The 18,555-nt window shown below is 33.5% G+C and carries 19 protein-coding genes; 14 read left to right on the top strand and 5 right to left on the bottom strand.

The window, feature by feature from the left end; all coding sequences use genetic code 11:
- Positions 1 to 136 precede the first annotated feature (136 nt).
- Entirely contained in the window at positions 137 to 667 is a 531-nt protein-coding gene (locus DMA14_RS08795; protein WP_111424647.1) for an outer membrane beta-barrel protein, read from the top strand.
- Between the two features lie 114 nt (positions 668 to 781).
- Here the strand turns inward: DMA14_RS08795 and obgE are convergent, their stop codons facing one another.
- From obgE to hpt, 4 genes are all read right to left on the bottom strand, one after another.
- A complete protein-coding gene (gene obgE / locus DMA14_RS08790; protein ID WP_111424359.1) occupies positions 782 to 1,783 on the bottom strand; it encodes a GTPase ObgE in 1,002 nt (333 codons plus the stop codon).
- 102 nt (positions 1,784 to 1,885) lie between these two features.
- Entirely contained in the window at positions 1,886 to 3,160 is a 1,275-nt protein-coding gene (locus tag DMA14_RS08785; protein WP_111379710.1) for a hemolysin family protein, read from the bottom strand.
- 202 nt (positions 3,161 to 3,362) lie between these two features.
- A complete protein-coding gene (locus tag DMA14_RS08780) occupies positions 3,363 to 3,935 on the bottom strand; it encodes an adenylate kinase (protein ID WP_111424358.1) in 573 nt (190 codons plus the stop codon).
- A gap of 66 nt (positions 3,936 to 4,001) precedes the next feature.
- Entirely contained in the window at positions 4,002 to 4,532 is a 531-nt protein-coding gene (gene hpt / locus DMA14_RS08775; protein WP_111379706.1) for a hypoxanthine phosphoribosyltransferase, read from the bottom strand.
- Positions 4,533 to 4,716: 184 nt separating this feature from the next.
- Between hpt and DMA14_RS08770 the strand changes: the two genes are divergently transcribed.
- The 7 genes from DMA14_RS08770 to DMA14_RS08740 all read left to right on the top strand — a co-directional run bounded on the left by DMA14_RS08770 (position 4,717) and on the right by DMA14_RS08740 (position 13,818).
- A complete protein-coding gene (locus tag DMA14_RS08770; protein WP_111424357.1) occupies positions 4,717 to 5,991 on the top strand; it encodes a PQQ-dependent sugar dehydrogenase in 1,275 nt (424 codons plus the stop codon).
- Positions 5,992 to 6,187: 196 nt separating this feature from the next.
- Positions 6,188 to 8,290 carry a TonB-dependent receptor gene (locus tag DMA14_RS08765; RefSeq protein ID WP_111424646.1) on the top strand — a complete coding sequence of 701 codons (2,103 nt, stop codon included), beginning with the start codon at positions 6,188 to 6,190 and terminating at the stop codon, positions 8,288 to 8,290.
- 23 nt (positions 8,291 to 8,313) lie between these two features.
- Positions 8,314 to 8,865: a hypothetical protein gene (locus tag DMA14_RS08760; protein ID WP_111424356.1), complete on the top strand. Its 552-nt coding sequence runs from the start codon at positions 8,314 to 8,316 to the stop codon at positions 8,863 to 8,865.
- 273 nt (positions 8,866 to 9,138) lie between these two features.
- Positions 9,139 to 10,299 (top strand): 5-(carboxyamino)imidazole ribonucleotide synthase, encoded by a 1,161-nt coding sequence (locus DMA14_RS08755; protein ID WP_111424355.1) that lies wholly within the window; start codon positions 9,139 to 9,141, stop codon positions 10,297 to 10,299.
- Between the two features lie 100 nt (positions 10,300 to 10,399).
- Positions 10,400 to 10,885 carry a 5-(carboxyamino)imidazole ribonucleotide mutase gene (gene purE, locus DMA14_RS08750; RefSeq protein WP_111424354.1) on the top strand — a complete coding sequence of 162 codons (486 nt, stop codon included), beginning with the start codon at positions 10,400 to 10,402 and terminating at the stop codon, positions 10,883 to 10,885.
- A gap of 101 nt (positions 10,886 to 10,986) precedes the next feature.
- The gene (locus DMA14_RS08745) at positions 10,987 to 13,014 is read left to right on the top strand and encodes a M3 family metallopeptidase (RefSeq protein ID WP_111424353.1); all 2,028 of its coding nucleotides are present in this window, start codon (positions 10,987 to 10,989) and stop codon (positions 13,012 to 13,014) included.
- A 144-nt stretch (positions 13,015 to 13,158) separates the two neighbouring features.
- Positions 13,159 to 13,818, top strand: a complete 660-nt coding sequence (locus DMA14_RS08740; protein ID WP_111424352.1) for a SanA/YdcF family protein — start codon at positions 13,159 to 13,161, stop codon at positions 13,816 to 13,818.
- Between the two features lie 101 nt (positions 13,819 to 13,919).
- Here the strand turns inward: DMA14_RS08740 and DMA14_RS08735 are convergent, their stop codons facing one another.
- Positions 13,920 to 15,182 (bottom strand): cation:proton antiporter, encoded by a 1,263-nt coding sequence (locus tag DMA14_RS08735; protein ID WP_111424351.1) that lies wholly within the window; start codon positions 15,180 to 15,182, stop codon positions 13,920 to 13,922.
- 138 nt (positions 15,183 to 15,320) lie between these two features.
- On the opposite strand from DMA14_RS08735, the gene DMA14_RS08730 reads away from it, so the two are divergent.
- From DMA14_RS08730 to DMA14_RS08705, 6 genes are all read left to right on the top strand, one after another.
- Positions 15,321 to 15,824: a GbsR/MarR family transcriptional regulator gene (locus DMA14_RS08730; protein WP_035650528.1), complete on the top strand. Its 504-nt coding sequence runs from the start codon at positions 15,321 to 15,323 to the stop codon at positions 15,822 to 15,824.
- A gap of 55 nt (positions 15,825 to 15,879) precedes the next feature.
- Positions 15,880 to 16,161, top strand: coding sequence for a hypothetical protein (locus tag DMA14_RS08725; protein ID WP_111424350.1), 282 nt, complete (start codon positions 15,880 to 15,882; stop codon positions 16,159 to 16,161).
- Positions 16,158 to 16,511: a hypothetical protein gene (locus tag DMA14_RS08720; RefSeq protein ID WP_111424349.1), complete on the top strand. Its 354-nt coding sequence runs from the start codon at positions 16,158 to 16,160 to the stop codon at positions 16,509 to 16,511. The genes DMA14_RS08725 and DMA14_RS08720 overlap by 4 nt, the downstream gene beginning before the upstream one ends.
- A gap of 12 nt (positions 16,512 to 16,523) precedes the next feature.
- Positions 16,524 to 16,910 carry a hypothetical protein gene (locus tag DMA14_RS08715; protein ID WP_111424348.1) on the top strand — a complete coding sequence of 129 codons (387 nt, stop codon included), beginning with the start codon at positions 16,524 to 16,526 and terminating at the stop codon, positions 16,908 to 16,910.
- Between the two features lie 59 nt (positions 16,911 to 16,969).
- Positions 16,970 to 17,878, top strand: coding sequence for a TIGR01777 family oxidoreductase (locus tag DMA14_RS08710; protein ID WP_111424347.1), 909 nt, complete (start codon positions 16,970 to 16,972; stop codon positions 17,876 to 17,878).
- A 142-nt stretch (positions 17,879 to 18,020) separates the two neighbouring features.
- Complete coding sequence (locus DMA14_RS08705) at positions 18,021 to 18,476, top strand: SRPBCC family protein (RefSeq protein WP_111424645.1); 456 nt, start codon at positions 18,021 to 18,023, stop codon at positions 18,474 to 18,476.
- Positions 18,477 to 18,555 lie beyond the last annotated feature (79 nt).

Below are 18,555 nucleotides of genomic sequence, written 5' to 3'. Positions count from 1 at the left end.
CAATAAAACTATTTTTAAAATTAAAATGCAAGATTATTTGTAAAAATTAACTCTCTAAACAATATTTAACAAATAATGTATTTCCTACAAAATCATTTCGTTTAAATTTGCCATCCAAATTAAAATGAAATTAAAAATGAAAAAATTATTAGTTGCTGTTGTAATATTACTTACAACTATGGCAAGTGCACAAAAAAACTCAATCTTGTTAGGTGGAAATGTTGGATTCTCTTCTGAGAAAATTGGTGATTCTAAATTAGAAAACTTCGAATTCTCTCCAAAAGTTGGATATCAGTTTGCTGACCAATGGACAGTTGGAGTTGAAGGCTCTATTATGAATGTAAAAACAACAGGAGAAGATACAACTGAAAAATACAAAATTGGAGGTTTTTTACGTTATACAGTACCTCTTTCAGACACCTTTTCTGTTTTTGGTGATTTAGGAGCTGGGTACCAATCGACTAATGTTAATGATGCAAAAGGAATGTACGCGAGTCTTACTCCTGCTTTATTCATTAATATGAAAAGAGGATTTGGTTTAAATTTCTCTATTGGAGGAATTAACTATGACAATCTTGACGGTAAGAATGATCCAAGACAAGAACGTTTAGGGTTTAATTTTGGAAAAACCCTAAGCATCGGAATTTCTAAGAACTTCGGACTGTAGTTGAAATTAACAAGTAAGATTTAGCCATCTTTAATCCTTTTGTTTTTTTCTGTACAAAAAAGAAAAACCCGACTATTTTCATTGTCGGGTTTTTTATTTATATCTGATAATGTTTTACTCGTTAAGCATTTTCCAAAGCCTATCTTTCAAATCTGTTAAACCTTGCTGAGCAACAGATGAAATAAACATGTAAGGAACACCTTTGAAAGAAACATCTAATTCTGCTTTCAATTCTGCTTTCAATTCATCATCCAGCATATCACATTTTGAAATAACAACAAGACGCTCTTTGTCTAACATTTCAGGATTGTATTTCGTTAGTTCATTAACCAAAATATCATATTCTGCTTTGATGTCTGGCGTATCAACAGGAACCAAAAACAACAAAGTTGAGTTACGTTCAATATGACGCAAGAAATAATGCCCTAAACCTTTTCCTTCTGCAGCACCTTCAATAATCCCAGGAATATCGGCAATTACAAAAGATTGAAAATCTCTGTAAGCTACAATTCCTAAATTTGGCTTTAAAGTCGTAAACGGATAATCGGCAATTTTTGGTTTTGCTGAAGTTAAAACGGAAAGCAAAGTAGATTTTCCAGCATTCGGGAAACCAACTAAACCAACATCTGCCAAAACTTTAAGTTCTAGAATAACATCCATTTCTACACCAAGTAAACCTGGCTGTGCATAACGAGGCGTTTGGTTTGTAGAACTTCTAAAATGCCAGTTTCCTAAACCTCCCTTTCCTCCTCTTGCAAGGATTTGTTTCTCTCCGTGTTCTGTAATTTCAAAAAGTGTTTCTCCAGTTTCTTTGTCTTTTACAACAGTTCCTAGTGGCACTTCAATTACTTTATCTTCTCCATCTGCTCCTGTACTTCTGTCAGAACCACCATCTCCACCGTGACCTGCTTTAATGTGACGTGCAAATTTTAAATGAAATAATGTCCAGAGTCCTTTATTCCCAACTAAATACACATGTCCTCCGCGACCTCCATCTCCTCCGTCGGGACCGCCTTTTTCAATAAATTTCTCTCTATGTAAATGCGTAGATCCTTTTCCGCCTTTTCCGGAAGAAACATATATCTTAACGTAATCTACAAAATTTCCTTCTGTCATTTTCTTTGTTTATGTAAAGTTTCAAGTTTCAGGTTTCAAGTTTCAGGTTATGCGTTACGCAACTTGAAACTTGAAACCTGAAACCTGAAACAAATTTTCTCTCTACTCTTTTAATGCTCTTACAAGCACTTTGTCAATTTTAACACCGTCCATATCGATTACCTCTAAAACGAATTTCTGCCAAACCAATTTCTCACCTTCTTTTGGAATATGAGACAACTCAGTCATAATCATTCCGCTTACGGTGTTTACTTCGTAATCGTTTGTTAATTCGTCTAATTCGAAATATGTTAAGAAATCGTGCAACGAATAATGTCCATCAACCAGCCATGAACCATCCTCTCTTTCTATTAGCTGAAATTCATCTTTATAGAATTCTGCAGCATCGCCAACTAAAGCTTCCAAAATATCATTAAGAGTAATCATTCCCTGAAAAACTCCATATTCATCTGAAACTAAAGCATAGTGAACACCTGTTTTTTTGAAATTCTCTAATGCTTTGTATGCTGTAGTTTGTTCCATTAAATAAGGAGCATCAGACATTATGGCTGCTAAATCGAAATTATCTTTTTCAATATTCGCAAAAATATTTTTAAGTGTTACAACTCCAACAATATCATCATAATTATCATTGTAAACAGGATAAACTGCATGCAAATCCTGAACTACTAATTCTTTAATTTTTTCTTTATCTGCTTTTAATGGCAGCATATCTACTGACTTGCGGTGTGTCATTAGAGAGTTTACTTTTCTATCTCCAATATGAAAAACACGCTCTACAATGTCTTGTTCTATTTCTTGAACTTCCCCAACTTCAGTTCCTTCTTTAATAATGGCTTTAATTTCTTCTTCTGTAACTTTTCCATCAGCAGTTGGTTTTATCTGAAGAACATTCAGTAAAAAATCTGTTGAAGAAGTTAGCAACCAAATAAATGGTGCCGTAATAATCGAAATCACTTTCATTGGCATCGCCACCATTTTAGCAATAGCTTCTGGATAATTTAATCCAATTCGTTTTGGAAGCAATTCTCCCAAAACCAATGAGAAAAAAGTTAAAACTACCACTACAATTCCAACAGCGATTGAATGTGCGTAAGGTTTAAGAACGGCAATTCCTGCAACAAAAAGTTCAACATCTGCCGTGATTTTATCTCCAGAATAAATACCGGTTAAAATTCCGATTAAGGTAATTCCGATTTGTACTGTAGACAAAAACTTATTTGGGGAGTTGGCTAAATCGAGTGCCGTCTTAGCACTTTTATTGCCTTTTTTTGCTGCTGTTTCGAGCCTGTTTTTACGGGCCGAAATCAAAGCGATTTCAGACATGGAGAAAACTCCGTTTAATAGAATTAGAAAAAATATTATTAGTATTTCCAATTGATAGGGGATTCGTTATAAAATAGTCTCGTTAATGTAATTTGTAATCGTAATCTAAAATAGCCCAGATGGAAGAGAAGAGCCCGGAGCTAAAAAAACTAATTTTTCTTGCCAGAAAACAGCGCCCGAAGGAAGCTCGTTTTATGGTATAGAAAAATAGTTTTTTTAGCGAGGACTCGTAACGTACAGCTGGAAAAAGCTTCTACAAATTATCTATAACTGACGTTAAGCGCTCTGTAATTTGTTCGATAGTTCCGATACCATCTACGGCATGAAACTTATTTTGTTCTTTGTAATATCCAATTAGAGGAGCAGTCTTCTCATTGTATTCCTGATATCTCACACGGATTTTTTCTTCGTCTTGATCATCAGCTCTTCCGCTTGTTTTTCCTCTTTCTAATAGACGTTTTACCAAGATTTCGTCATCAGCTTCTAAAGCGATTGTTGCTGTTACGCTAGATCCGATTGTTGGTAAAAATTTGTCTAAAGCTTCAGCCTGATTGATTGTTCTTGGGTAACCGTCAAACAAAAATCCTGCTGTATCTGGGTGTTTTTTCACCTCATCAATTAACATTGCAGTTGTTACTTCGCAAGGAACCAATTCTCCATTGTCCATAAAGACTCTTGCTTGTTTTCCTAGTTCAGTATCATTTTTTAAATTGAAACGAAAAATATCTCCTGTTGAAAGGTGTGTTAAATTGTATTTCTCTTTTAAAAATTCTGCCTGAGTTCCTTTTCCTGCACCAGGCTTTCCAAATAAAACGATGTTAATCATAATTGAAATGAGTGTTGTTACTTCTGTCTTTCAGAAGTCTTTAAATGAATATTTAGTTGTGTTTTGTTATTCTGCTAATTTGTAAATCTCGGTTAAGTTTCTTCCTAAACCATCATAGTCCAGACCATAACCTACAATAAATTTATTCGGAATTCGAATTCCGATGTAATCTATTTTTATGTCTTTTTTGTATGCTTCTGGCTTAAAGAATAATGTTGCAATTTTAAAATGCTTTACATTTTGTGCTTTAAACAAGTGCTTTAATTCTTCAATTGTATTTCCGGTATCAATAATATCTTCGATGATAATTACGGTTCTTCCTGAAAGATCCTGATTGATTCCGATTAATTCCTTAACAGCATTTGTTGTTTCAGTTCCTTCATACGATGCCATTTTTATAAACGAAACCTCGCATGGCTTTTTATATTTTTTTAGAAAATCTGACACGACCATAAAAGCACCATTCAAAACTCCAATAAAAATTGGCGTATCATCTCCAAAATCGTCTTCTACCTGAGCAACTATTTTAGTTAAAGCAAAATCAATTTCTTTAGCCGAAATAAACGGAACAAATTGTTTATCGTGAAGTTGTATCATTATTTTTCTTTTTAAAATAATGGACAAAGATACAGAATTACAACTTAACTGCTTCTATCAAAATAAACTGTATCGAGATATTTTTTAAGAATGTTAAATATCAGTTAATGTTTACAAAATATTTTTTAACCCTATTTCAAATTTAATTAAATTGCTGTACCCTAACCGTTTAACCATAAAAATAATGAAAAAACCCTTAACCCTATTTTATATAGCGCTATTAGCCTTAATGACTGGCTGCAATGGGCAAGTGAAAAAAGAAGAAAAAGAAGCTCTTGCCAAACAGTCTGGAAATGTTGTAAAAACTGCCATTGGAGACATTACGCTTCCTGCACCCTACGCAACAGAATCTAAAACCAATAATAGTAAAGTTATTGGCTGGCCTGAAGGAAAAACGCCAAAAGCTCCTGAAGGTTTTACAGTTACGAAATTTGCTGACGGATTTGAAAATCCGCGATGGACTTATATTGCGCCAAACCAAGATATTTTTGTGGTTGAAAGCGGAACCAGAACGAGCAAAAACCAGATCATAATTCTTCGAGACAAAGATAGAGACGGAACTTATGAAACTCGCGAAGTCTTTCTAAAAGGTCTAAATCGACCTTTGGGAATGTTAATTTTAAAAGACTTTTTTTATGTTGCAAATACTGATGGGCTCTATCGATATCCATATAAAAACGCGCCATTAAAACTAGAAACTAAAGGAACAAAAATTGTTGAACTCCCTGCTGGCGGATATAACAATCATTGGACGAGAAGTTTGCTAGTTAATCCTGAAGGAACAAAAATTTACATTGGTGTTGGTTCTGGAAGTAATGTTGGAGAAAACGGAATGGATAAAGAAGTTCGCCGTGCCGCAATTTTAGAAATTAACCCTGATGGAACTGGCGAAAAAATCTATGCTTACGGACTTAGAAATCCAATGGGAATGGATTGGAATCCTGCCAACAAAAAAGAACTTTGGACTGCGGTAAATGAAAGAGATGAACTTGGCGACGATTTAGTTCCAGATTATATCACGAGTGTAAAAAGAGGCGGTTTTTATGGATGGCCTTATTCGTATTTTGGAAGTATTCCTGATCCAAGATTAAAAGGAGAGCGCAAAGATTTGGTAGAAAAAGCAATTGTTCCAGATGTTCCAGTTGGTGCACATACTGCTTCTTTGGGATTGGCTTTTTATACAAAAGATGCATTTCCTGCCAAATATAAAAATGGAGCTTTTGTTGGACAACATGGCTCTTGGAACCGTTCTAAAATTTCAGGTTATAAAGTCTTATTTGTTCCTTTTAAAGATGGAAAACCTTCAGGACAACCAGAAGATTTTTTAACCGGTTTTATTTCTAATGAAAATAAAGCTGAAGTTTACGGTCGCCCAGTTGCAGTAACGGTTATGAATGACGGATCGCTTTTGGTAAATGATGATAGCGGAAATACGATTTGGAAAGTTACTGCTAAATAAAATTCCAAATTCCAACTATAAAAAGATTTTAAACACATAGAGACATAGATTTTTGTTTAAAAAGATGTTATTAAAAAAATCTCGTTTTTTCGCATAGTTCATTATGTGAATTTAAATTAGTGAAACGCCTTTTTTGCCTCAATCAATACTATGTTTCTATGTGTTAAATAAAACTGCATTTAACCCAACTCCATTTATGCCTTTCAAAAAATATTTTCTTCTTCTTTTTGTTCTTTTTATTTCTAAAAATATTTCAGCACAAGAAAGCGAAGTCCAAAATATTGATTCGGTTAAAACTCAAAAACTAAACGAAGTTTTAATAAGTCCGCTCCATATTAATCGAGATTTACAAAACAGTCCTGCTTCTATTGGCATTTTATCTGAGAAAGAATTACTTCGAAATAATACCACAGACATCAGTAACGTCATTAATACGATTCCAGGTGTTTTTATGCAATCGTCGAATATTACCACAACCCGAATTTCGATTCGCGGAATTGGCGCGAGAACTCCATACGGAACCAATAAAATAAGAGCATTCTATGGCAGTATTCCACTGACTTCTGGAAATAGCGAAACGGTAATTGATGATATCGATCTTCAAAACATTAATCAAATTGAAGTTATAAAAGGACCGCTTTCTAGTATTTATGGCGCGGGTTTGGGCGGAGCAATTTTGATTTCGCCAGAAACATTTAATAAATCCAACTATCAAACTGAAATAAGTTCTGTTTTTGGTTCTTTTGGATTATTGAAAAACAGAGTCGGTTTTAATTTGAATGAAAAAAGTGCTTCTTTAAATCTAAGTTATCACAATTTAAAAACAGACGGCTGGCGAGAAAACAGCGCTTACAATCGCGAAGGAATTACTCTCGGCGGGGAATTATTTAGAAAGAAAAACAGCAAACTAACGTATTTTTCTAATTACACTTATTTGAAAGCGTACATTCCGAGTTCAATCAACAAAACTACTTTCGAAAATAATCCAGAATCTGGAGCGCCGACTTGGGTAGCTTCAAAAGGATTTAAAGAATATAAATCGACTTTGGGCGGATTGGCTTATGATTTTAGAATAAACGATCAACTTAACAACTCGACTTCAGTTTTTATCAATTATAAAGACAGCAACGAACCGCGTCCTTTTGATATTTTGCGCCAATATACTTTTGCTTCGGGCGTGAGATCTCAATTTTCTGGAAATTTCAATATCGGAAAAATCAAAAATCAATTTATTGCTGGACTGGAATATTTCAGAGATAATTATAGCGGAAATACCTTTGAAAATCTATATCAGCAGAATAATGGAAACGGAAGCTTGCAAGGCGATCAGCTTACGGCAACCGATCAGAAAAGGCATTTTTATAATATTTTTTCGCAAATCAGAATTTTGCTTTCTGATCGTTTTGAAATTCAGGCAGGTTTAAACTACAACAAAACTAAATTTGAATTGCAGAATAATTTCCCTTCTTCCGCGAATAATTCAACGGAACATTATAGTTATGATGGCATTTTTTCTCCACAACTTTCTTTTTTGTTCAAGCCGAATGAAGTTCAAACATTTTATTTTTCTGTAAGCCGAGGGTTTTCTCTTCCTGCAACCGAAGAAACTTTAACCTCAACAGGAAACATCAATCAGGACATAAAACCAGAAACAGGCTATAATTTTGAATTGGAAGGAAAATTACATTTTTTCAACAAAAAGCTATACACTGAAATTTCGGTTTACCGAATGGAAATTAAAGATTTATTAGTTGCCAAAAGAATCGGAGACGATCAATACGAAGGCGTAAATGCAGGGGAAACATTTCATGAAGGAATCGAAATTTCATTAAACCACAATTGGATAATAAATCGAATTTTTACTTTGAACTCGTATGTTGGAGCTTCGATTGGAAATTATGAATTCAAAGAATTTGTCGATAACGGAAATGATTATTCAGGAAACAAATTAACCGGAGTTCCTGCCAATACAGCAAGCGCAGGTTTTAATTTAAACACAAATTCAGGATTTTATTTTTCAGCCGATTTTCAATTCACTGATAAAATCCCGATGAATGATTCGAACGCTGATTTTTCAGATTCTTATTCACTTTTGAATTTGAAAACGGGTTATCAGTTTGAAATTTTATCTAGATTAAAAGCACATTTGGACGCAGGAATAAATAATGTAACAAATGAAAAATACGCTTCAATGATTCTGACTAACGCAACAGGAATTGGAAATGCGCAACCAAGATTTTATTATCCAGGACTACCCATAAACTATTACGGAATTATCTCATTAAATTATTTATTTTAGCGCGATCTTAAATCTCAAAAACAATGCTTTCCGAACTGCAGAAAAAACTGGATTACGTAAATGCTTATAGAGAAAACCGTCTAAAAGCTGCGCAAGATGTTCTTGAAAACCCCTCGCTTTTTAGCGAATTGATTTCTATTTGCTTTTCACCCGAAGATAAAAACAATCATAAAGCCTGCTGGATTTTAGAATTTGTTTCGTACGAAGAATTAAATTGGCTACAGCCACATCTTAATTTTTTCTGTTCGAATTTAAAAATTTTAAAAGACGAAAGTGCCATGCGTCCGATTGCAAAAGTGACACAACTTTTGGTAAAATCGCACTACAAGAAAAGCGAAAACGGGATTCAACTTTCTGAAGAAAATCTACAAGACTGCATTGAAGCTTCTTTCGACTGGCTTATTAATGACACCAAAGTCGCTACAAAAGCCTATTCCATAAGAACTCTATATATTCTAGGAAATCATTACGACTGGATACATCCTGAACTAAAAGTGATTATTGATAAAGATTTCGGAGATCATTCAGCAGCATATAAAGCCGTCGCCAAAGAAGTTTTGAAGAAAATAAAATAGTTTTTGGTTAGCCACAGATTAAAAGGATTAGAAAGGATTTTCTCTTTTGTCATTTTTGCCACTAATTACACAAATTCACACTAATTTTTTATGCTGAATTTAAAAAAAATAATTCGTGAAAATTTGTGTAATTCGTGGCAACCAAAAACACACACAGAGAAAAATCTTTCTAATCCTTTTAATCTGTGGCAAAACTTTATGAATTCATAGCGGAAAAACTAAATTTTGGCTAAAAAAAGATTAAAAAGTATCTTTGCAAAAACACAACACAAAATGAATTATTTTTCTTCTGATTTTAAATTAGGAATATTAGGTGGCGGACAATTAGGCAAAATGCTTTTGTTTGACACCAGAAAATTTGATATACAAACTTACGTTCTAGATCCAAGCGACGAAGCGCCTAGTAAAATCGCCTGCAACAAATTCTTTCAAGGCGATCTAATGGATTATGAAACAGTTTACAATTTCGGAAAACAAGTCGATGTTTTGACTTTTGAAATCGAGCTCGTAAATCTTGAAGCTTTAACGCAATTAGAAAACGAAGGTTTAAAAGTATATCCATCTCCAAAAACCTTAAAAGGAATTCAGAATAAAGGTGTTCAAAAAGATTTTTACGCTAAAAATAATATCCCAACCGCACCTTTCAAAAGATTTGAGAACCTTGAAAATCTAAAATCAGAAATCATTAATCAACAATCAGCAATCAAATTGCCTTTTGTATGGAAATGCACTGAATTTGGTTATGATGGAAACGGAGTAAAAATAGTTCGCCAAATTTCAGATTTAGATACATTGCCAAATGTAGAATGCATTGCAGAAACTATGGTTCCGTTCAAAAATGAATTGGCAGTAATTGTGGTAAGAAATCCATCGGGAGAAATGAAAACGTATCCTGTTGTAGAAATGGAATTTCATCCAGAAGCAAACCAAGTTGAATACGTAATCTGCCCAGCAAGAATCGATCATAAAGTAGCTGAAAAAGCAAGAGCAGTTGCTTTGCAAGTTTCAGAGAATTTCAACCACGTTGGTCTTTTGGCTGTTGAAATGTTCCAAACTCAGGACGACGAAATTTTAGTTAATGAAGTTGCTCCTCGCCCACACAATTCTGGACATTATTCTATCGAAGCAAGTTATACTTCACAATTTGAAAATCATTTACGTGCTATTTTAGATCTTCCGTTAGGAAACACAGACAGCAAAGTTGCCGGAATTATGGTAAATTTAGTAGGTGCCGAAGGTCATTCTGGAAATGTGGTTTATGAAAACATTGAAACCATTTTAGGATGGGACGGCGTTACGCCTCATATTTACGGAAAAAAACAAACGCGTCCGTTCAGAAAAATGGGTCACGTTACTATCGTAAATGAAGATATGGCTGAGGCGAGAAGAATTGCGCAAGAAGTGAAGGAAACTATTAAAGTTATTTCTCAGTAATCAGTTTTCAGTCGCAGTCACAGTTTAAAACTATAATATTTTTTTAAGTTTCAGGAATAACTTGAAGCCTGAAACTTAAAACTTGAAACAAATAAAAAACATGAGCAAAGTAGCTATTATAATGGGAAGCATCTCAGACATGCCAGTTATGCAGGATGCAATCGACATATTAAAACAATTTAATGTAGAAGTTGAAGTAGATATCGTTTCTGCGCACAGAACGCCAGAAAAATTATTCGATTTCAGCAAAAATGCACACAACCGTGGAATCTCTGTAATTATTGCTGGTGCGGGCGGTGCGGCACATTTACCGGGAATGGTAGCTTCTATGTCTCCGCTTCCAGTAATTGGAGTTCCTGTAAAATCTAGCAATTCTATTGATGGCTGGGATTCTGTTTTATCAATTCTACAAATGCCAGGTGGAGTTCCTGTGGCAACTGTCGCTTTAAACGGCGCAAAAAATGCTGGAATCTTAGCTGCACAAATCATCGGAAGCCACGATAAAAAAGTTTTAGATACTATTATTTCTTATAAAGAAGAATTGAAAGCTGCAGTTAATAAAGCGGCTGAAGGTCTTAATAAATAAATTTAGTGATCAGTGGTCAGTTTTTTAGTGTTCAGTTCTCATAAAGACAACTACTGAACACTAAAAAACTGACCACTGACTACTTTTAAAAAACTCTACTTATGAGCGTATTAACACAATATTTCAACACCAAACATAACACTGCACCTTTTTCGCAAATCAAAATCGAAGATTACGTTCCTGCTTTTACAGAAGGAATTGCTTTGGCTAAAGCCGAAATTGATGCAATTGTAAATAATCCAGACGAGCCAACTTTTGAAAACACAATTGTCGCGATGGATTTTTCGGGTGATATTTTAGATCGTCTTTCAAGTATTTTCTTCAATTTGAATTCGGCTGAAACGAATGACGAAATGCAGAAAATTGCTCAGGAAGTTTCGCCTTGGCTTTCAGAACTAGGAAATGACATTCGCTTAAATACAGAATTGTTTGCGAAAGTAAAAGCCGTTTATGATCAAAAAGAAAGTTTGAATCTAAACCCAGAACAAACAACTTTATTAGATAAAAAATACAAAAGTTTTTCACGAAACGGAGCTAATTTGCCAGAAGAAAAGAAAAACCAATTGAGAGAAATTGACAAAGAATTATCTAAATTGAGTTTACAGTTTGGCGAAAATGTTTTGGCAGAAACTAATAACTTCGAATTGCATTTGACTGACGAAAAAGATTTGTCTGGTCTTCCAGAAGGAACAATCGAGGCAGCTAGATTATTAGCTAAAAATCAGGAAAAAGAAGGCTGGATTTTCACTTTAGATCATCCAAGTTATGTTCCGTTTCTGACTTATGCTGATAATCGTGAATTGCGTAAAAAAATGGCAATTGCTTTTGGAGCAAAAGGTTTCCAAAAAAACGAATTCAATAATGAAGAAAACGTTCTAAAAATTGCGAAACTTCGTCACGAAAGAGCCAATTTATTAGGTTATAAAACGCATGCTCATTTTGTTCTGGAAGAAAGAATGGCCGAAAGTCCAGAAAAAGTATTTTCTTTCTTGAATGATTTATTGGCAAAAGCAAAACCTGCAGCTAAAAAAGAATTTGCTGAATTGACTGCTTTCGCAAAAGAACTAGACGGAATCGAACAATTGGAAAAATGGGATGGCGCTTATTATTCTGAGAAATTAAAACAACAGCTTTTTAATTTAGATGATGAAAAACTGAAACCATATTTTCAATTAGAAAAAGTTTTAGACGGTGCTTTTACAGTGGCTAAAAAACTTTACGGTTTAACTTTTACCGAAGTTTTCGATATCGATAAATACCACGAAGAAGTTACCACTTATGAAGTAAAAGATAATGATGGCAATTTAGTTTCGATTTTCTACGCTGATTTCTTCCCAAGAAAAGGAAAAAGAAATGGTGCATGGATGACTTCATTCAAATCACAATATGTAAAAGACGGCGTAAACGAAAGACCACATATTTCGAACGTTTGTAATTTTACAAAACCAACAGAAACAAAACCTTCATTATTAACTTTTAATGAAGTTACGACTTTATTCCACGAATTCGGTCACGGATTACACGGAATGCTAGCTGATACAGTTTATCCAAGTTTATCTGGAACTTCTGTTTATTGGGATTTTGTAGAATTGCCAAGTCAGATTATGGAAAACTGGTGTTATGAGCCGGAAGCTTTGGCTTTGTTTGCAAATCACTATGAAACGGGAGAAATTATTCCGATTGAATATGTTCAGAAAATTAAAGAAAGTGCAAGTTTTCAAGAAGGTTTGGCAACATTACGCCAATTAAGTTTCGGATTATTAGATATGGCTTGGCACGGACAAGATCCAACCAATATTACAGATCTTAAAGCTTTCGAAACAGAACAATTTGCTAATACACAATTGTATCCAGATGTAAAAGAAAATGCTATGAGTACCGCTTTTTCTCATATTTTCCAAGGCGGGTATTCTTCTGGATATTACAGCTACAAATGGGCTGAAGTTCTGGATGCTGATGCTTTCGAATATTTCCATGAAAATGGAATCTTCAATGAAGAAATTGCGAAAAAATTCAAAGACAATGTACTTTCAAAAGGAGGAACAGAACATCCAATGACTTTATACAAACGTTTTAGAGGGCAAGAACCAAAACCTGAAGCTTTATTGAAAAGAGCGGGATTGTTGTAAAGATTCTAAGATACTAAGGTTCTAAGTTGCTAAGCTTCTTAGAGAATTAAATTTTAAAACCGAAGTAGAGATGCTTCGGTTTTTTATTTGATTCTACTTTAGCTATCTTAGCGATATTAAATCTTAATCTTACAAATACAAGCCGTGAAAAAATATTTTAAAATAGCGCTTTATCTTGCAATCATCGGATTGATTTCTGTTGTTTCTGTAAATTATTACGTCAAATCTTCGACCAAAAAGTATATTTATTATTCAATAAAGAAGTTTCCTAAAAATGATGTCGGAATTATTTTTGGTGCAGGCATTAATGGAAATCAGCCAAGCAAATATTTAAAGGATCGTCTAGATGCAGGAATTATGCTTTGGAAAGCAAAACGAATTAATAAAATTTTACTTTCGGGTGATAATGGTCGCGATGAATATGACGAATTAACGGTAATGAAAAACTACTGTTATAATCATGGTGTTGACACCACAAAAATCTTCATTGATTATGCCGGTTTCGACACTTACTCAACCATGTATCGTGCAAAACATATTTTTAAGATTAAAAAAGCAACTTTAATTTCGCAAGAATATCATTTAAATCGAGCGATTTATATTGGACAAAAACTTGGCATTAAATCTTCTGGATATTCTGCCAATAAAGGAGAATATCTTGGATATAATTATGTTCGCTTTAGAGAATATGGTTCGATTTTTAAATCTTTTTTCGATGTTTTAAGAAATCGAGAACCTCGCTTTTTAGGTGGAGAAATTAATATTAATGGAGAATCTAATTATTCTAAAGAGGATAAACGATAAAAAACAAAACCCTGCAAAGAACTTGCAGGGTTTTTAATTAAAAATTTAATGACAAAGAACATAAGTCTTGTTTCTTTGCTCTTGTATCTATTTCTAAATCTTTACTCTTTCTCCAAAACTCTATTCGCTAATTTCCCAACTGTCAATCCTTGAACCACAATAGAAAATAAAACTACAATATAAGTTACTTCCAAAAGCAGGTTTTTATATTCTCCTTCAGGCATAGAAAGCACCAAGGCAATAGAAACTCCACCACGAATTCCGCCCCAAACTAAAACCATCAGAGAACCTTTGTTGTAAGCTGATTTGATTCCGAAGAACTTAAATATATCGAAGAATTTCCATGGTAAAACGATCGAGGTTAGTCTTGAAAAAAGTACAATAAAAATAGCTACAAAACCTGTAAGCAATTGTTTGTTCAAATCTGGCAGTAATAATAATTCGAAACCAATAAATAAGAACAGAATAGCATTTAAGATCTCATCGATAAGTTCCCAAAACTTTCCTAGATAATCTTTGGTTACTTCACTCATTGCGACTTTTTTACCATAATTACCAATAATCAATCCAGCTACTACCATTGCCAACGGACTAGAAACGTGCAGGCTTTGAGCAATCAAAAATCCTCCCATAACTATAGAAAGTGTTATAAGAACAGAAACTTTATAATCGTCTATTTTCTTCATCACCTTAGATGCTGTAAATCCGAAAACAGCTCCTAATAAAAGTCCACCAATTCCTTCTTTGATAAATAACCAGCTAATTGAACTAAAAGTAGCATCAAATGTTGGGTCTGTTGCCATTTTTAGGACAACCGCAAACATTACAACCGCAACTCCATCATTAAACAAGGATTCACCAACAATTTTTGTTTCGATTCTTTTAGGAACTTTAGCTTCTTTTAAAACTCCCAAAACCACAATTGGATCGGTCGGAGAAATTAAGGTTCCGAAAACCAAGCAAAATATATAAGGAATAGTAATTCCGAGAAGCGGCGCGATATAATAAAGTAGAACAGAAATAATTAAGGCTGATAAAACGACACTCACTGTCGAATAAATCATAATTGGAACCTTTTGCTCCTTTAGGTCAAACATGTTTACGTGTAAAGCTCCCGCGAATAAAAGGAAATTTAGCATCGCTCCCATTAGGATTTCGTTGAAATCAAATTCTTTTATCAGGTCAAAAAAGTGTTTTGTCGTTGCAGGAAAATAAGAATCTCCCAAAAGACGAATTCCTACTGAAACCAACATTGCAATGATCATGATTCCGATGGTTCCAGGAAGTTTTAAAAATCTTAAATTCAAATAGGCGAAGAATGATGCCAATACAATTAGCACCGAAAATGTGTAGTATAATTCCATAAAATGTGATTTTTACAAAAATAGCTGCATCATTATTTAATCAAAAATTTCAAGGGTCGAATTAACACAACTTTATAATTTGCTAAATATGTTTCAATTATTTTTGAAAGTTTAAAAACTTTTACTTACATTTGATCCATGGAATTCAAAGAAGCAAAAAATAAGTTTGTACAAACCTGGGGAGCATTAGGTTCTCAGTGGGGAATTAATAAAACGATGGCACAGATCCACGCTTTATTAATGGTCTCAAACGAGGCTGTTTCTATGGAAGACATTATGGAAGAATTGCAAATTTCTCGCGGAAACGCCAGCATGAACCTACGTGCATTAATGGATTGGGGAATTGTTTATAAAGAATTTAAAGCTGGAGAAAGAAAAGAATTTTTCACAGCTGAAAAAGATTTAGACGAATTGGCTGCAAAAATCTCCAGAGAAAGAAGCAAAAGAGAAATAAAACCAGCTCTTAAAATCTTAAAAGAAGTTTCGACAATCGAAGCTAAAGATTCTGCAGAAGAAAAACATTTTGTAGATCAAACAACTAAATTGTATGATTTCGTTTTAAAAGCTGACAATATGTTGGACAAAATGACTGAATTCAACGAAAACTGGCTAGGAAAATTGGTTATCAAAATGATGAAATAAAAAAATTTAATCAAAACTTTCATTTTTTTCTGAAAGTTTAAAAATAACAGTAATTATGAAAACAACTTTTAAAATACTGGAAATCATCAATATTTGTGCATTAACGTTTTTACTGGCAGGGGCTTACGGAATAGCAATTACAGGAGCATTGCAGGTTTTAGCTGCATTTCTATTTCTTGTTTTATTTCCGAAAAACAAATTCATATACATTTATTTCTCATTGGTAATTTTTTTCTTTTTGATCTGGGACGGAGAATTTACTTGGCTTTTCTTATTACCAATTTCCTTAATATTCTTTCTAACGTTTATTATCTATAATCAAAAAAAGAAATTATGAACCTCAACATTATTGGATATTTAATGTATCTCGGCATTACAACTTTCATTATCCTAAAAGTTGGCAAAATCTGCTACAGAAACGGAAACATTTTTGTTTTAGAATTAATTCCAAACCACACCGATCTCTGCCAGAAAATTAATCAGGTTTTGCTTTTGGCCTATTATCTTTTAAACATTGGCTATTGTGCGATGACTTTAATCTCCTGGCAAAAAATCGTTTCATCAACTCAATTGATCGAAACAATTTGTGTAAAAACAGCTGTCATCGTTTTTATTATTTCAATTCTGCATTACCTCAACATTTTAATTATAACCAAATACGTTCAAAAATTAATTCACAACAACTAAAATTCAAATATCATGGAAACTACAAAAATCTTAATCGGTTATGGAATTTATTTACCAGTTGCTTTATTTCTAACTTACTATGTTTCTAAAACGCTTTTCAAAAATGGAAAAATATTTATGCTTGACATTTTTAAAGGACGCGAAGAAATAGCTGAAGCAACCAACAAACTTTTTGAAACCGGATTTTATCTTTTAAATATTGGTTTTGCATTAATGATTTTGGAACTGCAATTAAGCAATGACAGCTATCAGGAATTAATTGAAAGACTAAGTTATAAAATTGGCGGATTTTCTATTTATCTTGGTATAATGCTATTCTTCAATTTATATTTCTTTTTTAGAGGAAAAAGAAAAGCTAAAGAAGCTCAGCGAGAAGAGAGATTAGTTTTTAAAGCTTAATCAACCTAACGAAACCCTACAGGTTTTAAAAACCTGTAGGGTTTAATACTTGAAAACAAATGAAAAAACTTATAATCGCAGCCGGAACAGGTTTTCTTGGACAAGTTTTAGTGAATCATTTCAAAAATAAATTTGAAGAAATTGTAATTCTGACTCGTGGAAAATCTCAAACAATTGACGGAATTAAATATGTAAACTGGAATGCCCGAACTTTTACAGGCTGGGAAAAAGAATTAGAAAATGCTTCTATTCTAATAAATCTTGCAGGAAAATCTGTTGATTGCCGATATACGAAAGCTAATAAAAAAGAAATTCTTTGGTCTAGAATTGAAAGCACAAAAATCTTAAATAAAGCAGTTTTGAGTTGCAAAAATCCGCCGAAACATTGGTTGAATTCATCAACAGCAACTATCTATCGGTTTTCTTTAGACAAGCAAATGGATGAAGTTGATGGCGAAATCGGGAATGATTTCTCTATAAATGTGGCGCTTTCTTGGGAAAAAGCATTTTTTAAAACCGAAACTCCTAAAACTTTAAAAACTGCTTTGCGAACTTCTATCGTTTTTGGAAAAAATGGCGGTGCATTTGTTCCCTTAAAAACTTTGGCAAAAATGGGTTTTGGAGGAAAACAAGGAAGTGGCAATCAGTTTGTAAGTTGGATCCATGAAGAGGATTTTGCAAGTGCAGTTGATTTTATTATTGAAAAAGAAATTACAGGCGTTATCAATATTGTTTCTCCAACGCCAATCCGAAATAGTGATTTTATGCAAGGACTGAGAAAATCTATTGGTTTTCCTTTTGGGATTCCATTAAATAAATTCTTCCTTGAAATTGGTTCTTTTGTTATTCGCACAGAAACAGAATTGGTTTTAAAAAGCAGGAATGTAGTTCCAAAACGACTTTTGGAAAATGGGTTTCAATTTAAGTTTGAGGAGATTGATGATGCTTTTGAAGATTTATTAAAATAATATTACGTCATTTTTGTCATCCCGAGGAACGAGGGATCACACTAGAGAATTGACAAAGATTGACGATTTTGATTGCGGAGCTGCTTGTGGAGATTTCTCCTTCGTCGAAATGACAAGATTACGTAAAGAAAAATTTAAACCAATGACAACAATAAACCTCACAACCAAAATAAAAGCACCAAAACAAATCGTTTTCGATGCCTCAAGAAACATTGACATTCATCAAAAATCTGCAAGTCCTTCAAAAGAAAAAGCAATTGCTGGCGTAACTTCTGGTTTAATTAATTTAGACGAAACGGTAACCTGGCGAGGAAAGCATTTTGGATTTTATCTCACTCACAAAAGCCGAATTACTGCAATGAATTTCTATGATTACTTTGTAGATGAAATGGAAAATGGCAAATTCAAATCGTTTAAACATGAACATTTTTTTGAGGAAGAAAATAGAGTAACTATCATGAAAGACAAATTGCAATATGAAACTCCGTTTGGGATTTTAGGAGAACTTCTTGATATTTTGTTTTTGGAAAAGCATCTTACTAATTTCCTTTTGGAAAGAAATAAAGTTTTGAAAGAAGTATCTGAAAGTTATAATTAATAAGATCTCTTTTAAAAATAAATTTTCCTCTTTTACGTTTTGCGTGAGGGATAGAAGTGGAAAGCCCACAGCCTGACGA

It is taken from the genome of Flavobacterium sharifuzzamanii, assembly GCF_003254585.1.
Lineage (GTDB): Bacteria > Bacteroidota > Bacteroidia > Flavobacteriales > Flavobacteriaceae > Flavobacterium > Flavobacterium sharifuzzamanii.
Note: the sequence above shows the minus strand (reverse complement) of the source record. Positions and strands in the feature narration are given on the sequence as shown.

Excerpts from the sequence above, each read along its gene's own strand:
- DMA14_RS08795 (WP_111424647.1), top strand. The coding sequence starts at position 137 with ATGAAAAAATTATTAGTTGCTGTTGTAATATTACTTACAACTATGGCA.
- obgE (WP_111424359.1), bottom strand. The coding sequence starts at position 1,783 with ATGACAGAAGGAAATTTTGTAGATTACGTTAAGATATATGTTTCTTCC.
- DMA14_RS08780 (WP_111424358.1), bottom strand. The coding sequence starts at position 3,935 with ATGATTAACATCGTTTTATTTGGAAAGCCTGGTGCAGGAAAAGGAACT.
- hpt (WP_111379706.1), bottom strand. The coding sequence starts at position 4,532 with ATGATACAACTTCACGATAAACAATTTGTTCCGTTTATTTCGGCTAAA.
- DMA14_RS08770 (WP_111424357.1), top strand. The coding sequence starts at position 4,717 with ATGAAAAAACCCTTAACCCTATTTTATATAGCGCTATTAGCCTTAATG.
- DMA14_RS08765 (WP_111424646.1), top strand. The coding sequence starts at position 6,188 with ATGCCTTTCAAAAAATATTTTCTTCTTCTTTTTGTTCTTTTTATTTCT.
- DMA14_RS08760 (WP_111424356.1), top strand. The coding sequence starts at position 8,314 with ATGCTTTCCGAACTGCAGAAAAAACTGGATTACGTAAATGCTTATAGA.
- DMA14_RS08755 (WP_111424355.1), top strand. The coding sequence starts at position 9,139 with ATGAATTATTTTTCTTCTGATTTTAAATTAGGAATATTAGGTGGCGGA.
- purE (WP_111424354.1), top strand. The coding sequence starts at position 10,400 with ATGAGCAAAGTAGCTATTATAATGGGAAGCATCTCAGACATGCCAGTT.
- DMA14_RS08745 (WP_111424353.1), top strand. The coding sequence starts at position 10,987 with ATGAGCGTATTAACACAATATTTCAACACCAAACATAACACTGCACCT.
- DMA14_RS08735 (WP_111424351.1), bottom strand. The coding sequence starts at position 15,182 with ATGGAATTATACTACACATTTTCGGTGCTAATTGTATTGGCATCATTC.
- DMA14_RS08730 (WP_035650528.1), top strand. The coding sequence starts at position 15,321 with ATGGAATTCAAAGAAGCAAAAAATAAGTTTGTACAAACCTGGGGAGCA.
- DMA14_RS08725 (WP_111424350.1), top strand. The coding sequence starts at position 15,880 with ATGAAAACAACTTTTAAAATACTGGAAATCATCAATATTTGTGCATTA.
- DMA14_RS08720 (WP_111424349.1), top strand. The coding sequence starts at position 16,158 with ATGAACCTCAACATTATTGGATATTTAATGTATCTCGGCATTACAACT.
- DMA14_RS08715 (WP_111424348.1), top strand. The coding sequence starts at position 16,524 with ATGGAAACTACAAAAATCTTAATCGGTTATGGAATTTATTTACCAGTT.
- DMA14_RS08710 (WP_111424347.1), top strand. The coding sequence starts at position 16,970 with ATGAAAAAACTTATAATCGCAGCCGGAACAGGTTTTCTTGGACAAGTT.
- DMA14_RS08705 (WP_111424645.1), top strand. The coding sequence starts at position 18,021 with ATGACAACAATAAACCTCACAACCAAAATAAAAGCACCAAAACAAATC.